7 protein-coding genes are annotated in these 6,214 nt (G+C 58.7%); 1 reads left to right on the top strand and 6 read right to left on the bottom strand.

The features are described from left to right. On the top strand, positions 1-184 hold a 184-nt coding region (locus tag CAI21_RS23195), incomplete at its 5' end, for a hypothetical protein (RefSeq protein ID WP_181919398.1). Between the two features lie 234 nt (positions 185-418). Here CAI21_RS23195 and CAI21_RS12215 read toward each other — a convergent pair. The 6 genes from CAI21_RS12215 to CAI21_RS12195 all read right to left on the bottom strand — a co-directional run bounded on the left by CAI21_RS12215 (position 419) and on the right by CAI21_RS12195 (position 6,201). Then, positions 419-1,771, bottom strand: a complete 1,353-nt coding sequence (locus CAI21_RS12215; RefSeq protein ID WP_116302549.1) for a GH1 family beta-glucosidase — start codon at positions 1,769-1,771, stop codon at positions 419-421. A gap of 18 nt (positions 1,772-1,789) precedes the next feature. After that, a complete protein-coding gene (locus CAI21_RS23895; RefSeq protein ID WP_220348117.1) occupies positions 1,790-2,260 on the bottom strand; it encodes a carbohydrate ABC transporter permease in 471 nt (156 codons plus the stop codon). Then, complete coding sequence (locus CAI21_RS23890; RefSeq protein ID WP_220348102.1) at positions 2,257-2,652, bottom strand: ABC transporter permease family protein; 396 nt, start codon at positions 2,650-2,652, stop codon at positions 2,257-2,259. The genes CAI21_RS23895 and CAI21_RS23890 overlap by 4 nt, the downstream gene beginning before the upstream one ends. Next, positions 2,649-3,554: a carbohydrate ABC transporter permease gene (locus CAI21_RS12205; RefSeq protein ID WP_220348099.1), complete on the bottom strand. Its 906-nt coding sequence runs from the start codon at positions 3,552-3,554 to the stop codon at positions 2,649-2,651. Before CAI21_RS12205 ends, CAI21_RS23890 begins: the two co-directional genes overlap by 4 nt. Positions 3,555-3,729: 175 nt before the next feature. After that, entirely contained in the window at positions 3,730-4,965 is a 1,236-nt protein-coding gene (locus tag CAI21_RS12200; protein WP_116302548.1) for an ABC transporter substrate-binding protein, read from the bottom strand. Positions 4,966-4,998: 33 nt separating this feature from the next. Further along, a complete protein-coding gene (locus CAI21_RS12195; RefSeq protein WP_116302547.1) occupies positions 4,999-6,201 on the bottom strand; it encodes a carbohydrate porin in 1,203 nt (400 codons plus the stop codon). Positions 6,202-6,214 lie beyond the last annotated feature (13 nt).

Raw genomic sequence — 6,214 nt, 5'->3', positions numbered from 1 at the left:
GCTGGGCTGGGCGAGTTCCGGTGCGGGCGAAGGGGCTTGGCGGGGGCGTAAGAAAATCAAGCAAAGCGACCGCGAGCCTAGCGAGCGCTGGGCCAAGCGTGAGTGGTGGCATGGCTGGATAGGTTGGGCTGTGCTAGCGGTCTTGACGTTTTTGATGGTGACTTGGGTCGTTCTTACTGAGTGAACGGGATGAAGGCCCTTCCGTAAGCGGCTCTGTAGTACCGCCAGGCCCCGGCGTTGCGATGAGCCTGGGAGGCGCGAGCCGCTTCTACCGGTCGTCGATAAGGAAATACGGGCGGGGCCCGAGTTGTACTTGATGTTTCTCTAGGTGTTGGATACGCGGTGTCGGTAAGGGCGGGAGGCCGCGGTGCTCGCCCGTCCGCATATAGGCGGCTGCGTCGGCAGCCGCCCTGTAGATTTACTCGGCACTGGCGGTTTGGGCTTCGGCACCGGTGCGTTCCGCTAGAAATTGGCGGAACAGCTCCGCGCTTCGCTTCTTTGTACGCTGTTGCGTTTTGTAGTCGACATGCACTAAGCCGAATCGCTGGCTATAGCCCTCGGCCCACTCAAAGTTATCCATAAGACTCCAGGCAAAGTAACCGGCGACATCGACACCGTCGCGAATGGCGCGGTCGATCGCTTGCAGGTGCTGTTCGTGATAACGGCAGCGCAGCGTATCTTCCTGCGGGCTGACGTCGGCAGCGCCGTTTTCCGTGATAACGATCGGTGGCAACGTATATTGCCGGTGAAGCCCGAGTAATAGGTCGTACATACCCTGCGGATAAATCTCCCAGCCGATGCTGCTCCGTTCCGCGTGCTGCAAAGGCGCTTCCGTTGCTCTGCCACGGCCGTCGTCTCGCACGACGGAGCGGGTATAGTAGTTAACGCCCAGAAAATCGAGCGGGCGCGAGATGACCGCCATGTCGCCCGGATAGATCGCCGGGTTTGCTTCGGCCAGTTGTTGCCGAACGAGCCAGGGGTAGCAGCCTTCCATGACGGGTTGCAAAAACCAGTGGCTGTTGATGGCATCTTCCAGTAGTGCGACCGCGTGGTCGTTATACCGAGGGCTAGCCGGGTAATTGGGGGTGAAGTTGAGGGTCAGCCCGAGCCGGCTATTGGGGGCGTTGGCGCGCAAGGCCGGTAGGGCCAGCCCGTGCCCGAGCAGCAGGTGGTGAGCAGCCTGAAAACCCAGCCGCGGCTCCTTCAGGCCCGGTGCATGCAGTCCGAGTTTATAGCCGAGAAACGCGCTGCACCACGGTTCGTTGAGCGTGACATAGGCATGCACGCGATCGCCGAGCCGGCGCGAAACGGTATCGGCGAACTCTGCGAATAGATACGCCGTTTCCCGATTAACCCAGCCGCCGCGGTCGCCAAGGTACTGCGGCAAGTCCCAGTGGTAGAGGGTGACTACCGGCTTGATGCCGCGCTCTAACAGGCCGTCAATGAGCCGGTCGTAGAATGCTAGGCCGAGTGCATTGACTTGCCCGCGTTCCGGCACGATACGCGGCCAGGCGATCGAGAGCCGATAGGCGTCGAAGCCGAGCTCTTGAATAAGGTCGAGGTCTTGCGGCCAGCGGTGATAGTGGTCGCAGGCTATATCGCCGTTATCGCCGTTGAGTACCCGGCCGGGTTCGCGGCTGAAGGTGTCCCAGATACTCGGCGTGCGGCCGTCTTGGGTACTGGCGCCTTCGACTTGGTAAGCCGCGGTCGCCACGCCGAACAGGAAGTCGGGGTGTCTAAGACGGGAATCGCGTGGTAGTGCAAAACTCATGTGTAGGTCTCCTAGTGGTTATTCCTTAACGGCGCCGCCGGTGAGTCCGGAGATCATCTGTTTCGATGCGAGCAGATAGATCGCAATCAGCGGCAGGATGGAAATCGTGGTACCCAGCATGACAGCGCCCCAGGGCGTGTTCGGGACGTTCTGCACGCTGCGCAGGGCGAGTGTGACGACTTGCATATCCGCGCTCGTTAGTACCACCAGCGGGTGCAAGAAGTTATTCCAGAGAAAAACGAACTGCACGATGGCGAGCGTGCCAAGTGCCGGTCGCAGCAGGGGAAGTACGATGCTCCAGTAAATACGGAACTCCCCCGCACCGTCGAGGCGGGCCGCCTCCAGCAGTTCTTTGGGAACGGACGCGACGATGTATTGCCGCATCAGAAAAATGCCGATGGGGTTGATCGTGAACGGCAACCAAACCGCTAGGTGAGTATTGATAAGCCCCAGACTGTCGATTACCAAGTAGTAGGGTATCAATGTCAAAACGGGGGGATCATCATCGAGCTGACCATGACGAGGAACACAAGATTGCGGCCGCGAAAGCGATAGACCGCCAAGGCGTAGCCGCACATGCTGCAGAACAACAGCGATACCAGTGTTCCCAGAGCCGCGACCTTGAAGCTGTTAAACATGGCAGTCCAGAACGGCATGATGGCAAGCAGCCGTTCGTAGTTGTTGAACAGTTGGTCGCTGAAGTACAGCGTCAGCTGCGAGCTGAACATGGTGCTGCGATCGTGGGTCGACAGCAGTGCCGACCATAGAAAGGGAAACAAAGTAACAATCACGCCCAAAATCAGGAAAAACCATAATAGGGTCTTTAACGCGACGTCGAGGCTGCGTTGATAGGCGTCGCTTTGCAGAAACGATACGCTCATGAGTGCTCCTCCAGCCCCTTCCGGCCGAACAGGTAGAAGTAAATAGCGGTCAGCAGCGCGATGATGCCGAACAATATCCACGACACGGCTGCGGCGCCGCCCATATCCAGCCATTCCCAAGCGACCCGGTAGAGGTAGTTGGAGATGGTCATGCCGTTATCGGCGGCCTGTTGGAGCGCACGGGTCAGCACGTAGGGTTCGTCGAACAGGTTCATATTGCCGATGATGGTTAGCGTGACGGCGAAGAAGATGAAAGGCCGCAACAGCGGTAGCGCGATGTAGCGGAACTGTTGCCAGGCGTTAGCGCCATCGATGCGGGCCGCCTCGTAAAGATCCTTGGGGATCGTCATCAAACCGGCGCAGTAGATGATGATGTTGAAGCCCACATACTTCCAAAACACCACAAAGGACACCGAATAGCGGATCAGTGCATTATCCTGCGTCCACCGTATCGGCATGGCCTCGTGCACCCAGGCGAATGCCCACTGCGTGAGGCTTGCATCGGCTAACAGAACGAGCGTTTTGTTGATGATCCCGCTCGCCGGCGCATACATGACGTAGAAAATCATCGACACCGCGATCGTCGAAGTCACGTAAGGCATGAAAAATGCGACGCTGAGCCAGTGTCGAGCACGTGCTCCCAGCCGAACGAGAAGGTAGGCGGTGGGTAGTGCCACAAGATGTTGTGGAATACCGGATAGGCAGGCGATCACAATCGTATTCCACAGCGATTGCCACAGCATCGGGTCGGTTAACGCGAGTTGGTAGTTCTCCCAACCTACCCATTCCATGGCGCCCAGCCCCTGCACGGGGTTCCACGTGTGGAAGGACAGGAAAATCATGAAAAAATAGGAAAGACGAAAAAGGTTCCGAACAGCAGGAAAAACGGCGATAAAAACCAATAGGGGGCTGTCGTCCTTGTCTGCTGTTTTGCGCCTCCGCAACCGCTGCCTTCTGTGAAGGCGGGCGTTCCGGTAGCGTCGCTTGGGCGGAAGCCTGGACAGTCATGCTTCGTATTCTCCCCAGGTTAACGCCGGGCGGCGCATTGCAGCCGCCCCCGGCGTGTTAGGTCGTGACTTACAGCGTGCGCAGGCGTCGGCGTAGCTGGCGTTCGGCATCGGCAAGTGCTTTTTCCACCGCCTCCCCATCGTTCAAAACGCGAGGCAGAGCGACTTCGAAGATCATGTCGTAAGCGATGTTATCGCCGGCGTGCGGTGTCACCGGCTCAACGTTCTGTGCGATTTCGGCGAATAACTGCCGAGCGCGTTGGCCGCGGAGGAACTCGATTTCTTCATCGAACATCGGATCGTCGTAGGTGCCGACGTGCGCCGGAAATGCCGCAATGTTGCGGAAAGCCGCCTTCTGCGTTTCCGCCTCTAAAAGGTGGCTGATAAGCTGCCAGGCTTGATCGACGTTTTGGCTGTGTGTCGGAATGGCTAAGAAGGAGCCGCCCCAGGAGCCGTAGACCCCGGCGGGGAGGCCGGAAACGCCCCATTGGCCGGACGTTTCCGGCGCGATCCAGTTTTGCATATGGCCAAGCAACCAAGCGCCGGATAGCTCTGTGGCAAAACGCCCTTCGCGAAAGCCTTCGTACCAGTCTTCCGTCCAGTCGTTGATACGGCCGTCCAGGCCTTCGTCGCGGATCTGTTTGGCGATGCTGAACGCGCGTACAAATCGCTCCGAAGTTAGTATCGGTTGGCCATCGCGGTCGAAGTAAAAGCCGTTCCCCGGTTCGACTTCGGTAAACACAATGGCTTGGGCAACCGATGTGGCATCGCCAATCAGTAGAACGCCGTGTTCTTCTTGCAACCAGCGACCGTATTCCACATAGGCTTCCCAAGAGTCAACGACATCGTCGAGCGCGTAACCTGCGTCTTCCATAAAATCGCGGCGGTAATACATGACGCCCGGGCCGATATCCACGGGTACGGCATACTGTTTGCCGTCCGGGCCGCGGCCTTGGGCAACGGCGTACTGCGCGTAATGACCGGCAATGTCTTTATAGCGTTCGGTAAGATCGACAAAGCCTCCGCCATTGACGAAGGCGCCGACCTTACCGACATCGACATACACGATGTCGGCCGCGCCGCGCCCGGTCGCCAAGGTCGTCGCCAAGCGGCGGTGGTGTTCCTCCCAATTGTTCATCAAGACGTGAACCTTCAGCCCGGTTTCTTCTTGAAAGTCGGGCAAGAGGCGCTCAAGCTTACTGTCGAAGTCCGGATAGCCTTCGAGGCGAATTTCGGCGGCACTGGCCGAGACGGCGGTTGCGAATAACAAAGCGGCGCTGACGCCGAGGTGTCGTAGTAAGTTCATGGTCTTCTCCTTATCCCTGCTAACGAACGGGCGTTACCACCAGACTTCGCCTTGAATGCCGACGGTGCTGCCGTTTGTCGAATTTCCGTACACCTGCTCAAGCGCGCCGCTGAGATTGTCGCGGGTTGCGCTGTTCCAGTGGGCGTAGGTGTAGAACAAGCGGACGGTCGGGCGCGACCAGGGATCGGGCCCGCCGGAGACGGCGGTGGCCAGCGTGATTTTGCTCATCTCGCGGCGGCGCTGGTTTTCGGGTTTCACCACGTCGTGGCCGACTTCGAGAAGAAACCGAAACGGACCGCTCAGGTGCGTGTCGGTGCGGATGCCGGCGGAATACCATTCTTCTTCGAGATTGTTTTCTTCTTTGCTCCGGTATTGGGCGATAAGCGACCAACCGGTACTAAAGGCATCGACAAAGCCCTCTTGTTGCAGCACGACGCGCCATTGGGTCAACTCGCCCCGTTCGTCGTTATTGCCTTCCTCGTAGCGGAAGCCGAGAAATGTACTGCCGCCCAAGGTGTCGGGGGTGATGTGGTAGATCCCGATACGCTTTAGCGAATCGACCCCGACGGGTTCCGACGGCGGGGCATAAGACTGATCCGACGAGGCTGTGCGATTGTGGTAGCCGGCGTAGACGTTGAAATGGCTGCCCAGCACGCTCGGGATGTCCGTCAGTCTTAAGGCGTGTTGGTAAGCGGCGTCGTTAGCGTTTTGTTGCGGCCGCATCAGAAAGGCGTAACTGAACGCGGCGAAACCGAGGTCGACGTTCTCGATACCGCCGCCGTCGCCGTCGTGGTTTTCTAGAAACTGATCGTTAATGCCCAGTTGTACCCGGTCGTAGAAGCGGCGACCCGCCCACACGCTACCGTTCGCCAGTTGCGGAATGTTCTCGCCGTAGACAAAGGCTTGGCCGAAGGTGGAAACCAGCTCGTCGTCGTCGTCCCAGGAGCGGTAGACCGACGGCATGACGTGGACAAACCATTCGCCGCCGTTTTCGACGCTGGCCACCCGACCGATAAAGCTCGGCTCGATGACGTAGTCGCATTCGTTGCCTAAGCGCCATTTGGTATCCGCGCCGGGGGCTTGGAAGCAGACTTGGCGGCCGCCTTCCAAGTTGATTCCGGTGCCGGCTCGCATATAGCCGTGGAAGGCGAAGTCGCCAACCTCCACCGCTAAGGCTTGGCTTAGACAGACGGCACTACTTAACGCCGCTGCGCCTTTAATTAACTGCCGTTTCATGCGTTCTCTCCTC

Origin of the sequence: Alkalilimnicola ehrlichii (genome assembly GCF_003399765.1) — a bacterium.
Lineage (GTDB): Bacteria > Pseudomonadota > Gammaproteobacteria > Nitrococcales > AK92 > AK92.
Note: the sequence above shows the minus strand (reverse complement) of the source record. Positions and strands in the feature narration are given on the sequence as shown.

Coding starts and splice junctions, on each gene's coding strand:
- CAI21_RS12215 (WP_116302549.1), bottom strand. CDS start 1,771: ATGAGTTTTGCACTACCACGCGATTCCCGTCTTAGACACCCCGACTTC.
- CAI21_RS23890 (WP_220348102.1), bottom strand. CDS start 2,652: ATGAGCGTATCGTTTCTGCAAAGCGACGCCTATCAACGCAGCCTCGAC.
- CAI21_RS12200 (WP_116302548.1), bottom strand. CDS start 4,965: ATGAACTTACTACGACACCTCGGCGTCAGCGCCGCTTTGTTATTCGCA.
- CAI21_RS12195 (WP_116302547.1), bottom strand. CDS start 6,201: ATGAAACGGCAGTTAATTAAAGGCGCAGCGGCGTTAAGTAGTGCCGTC.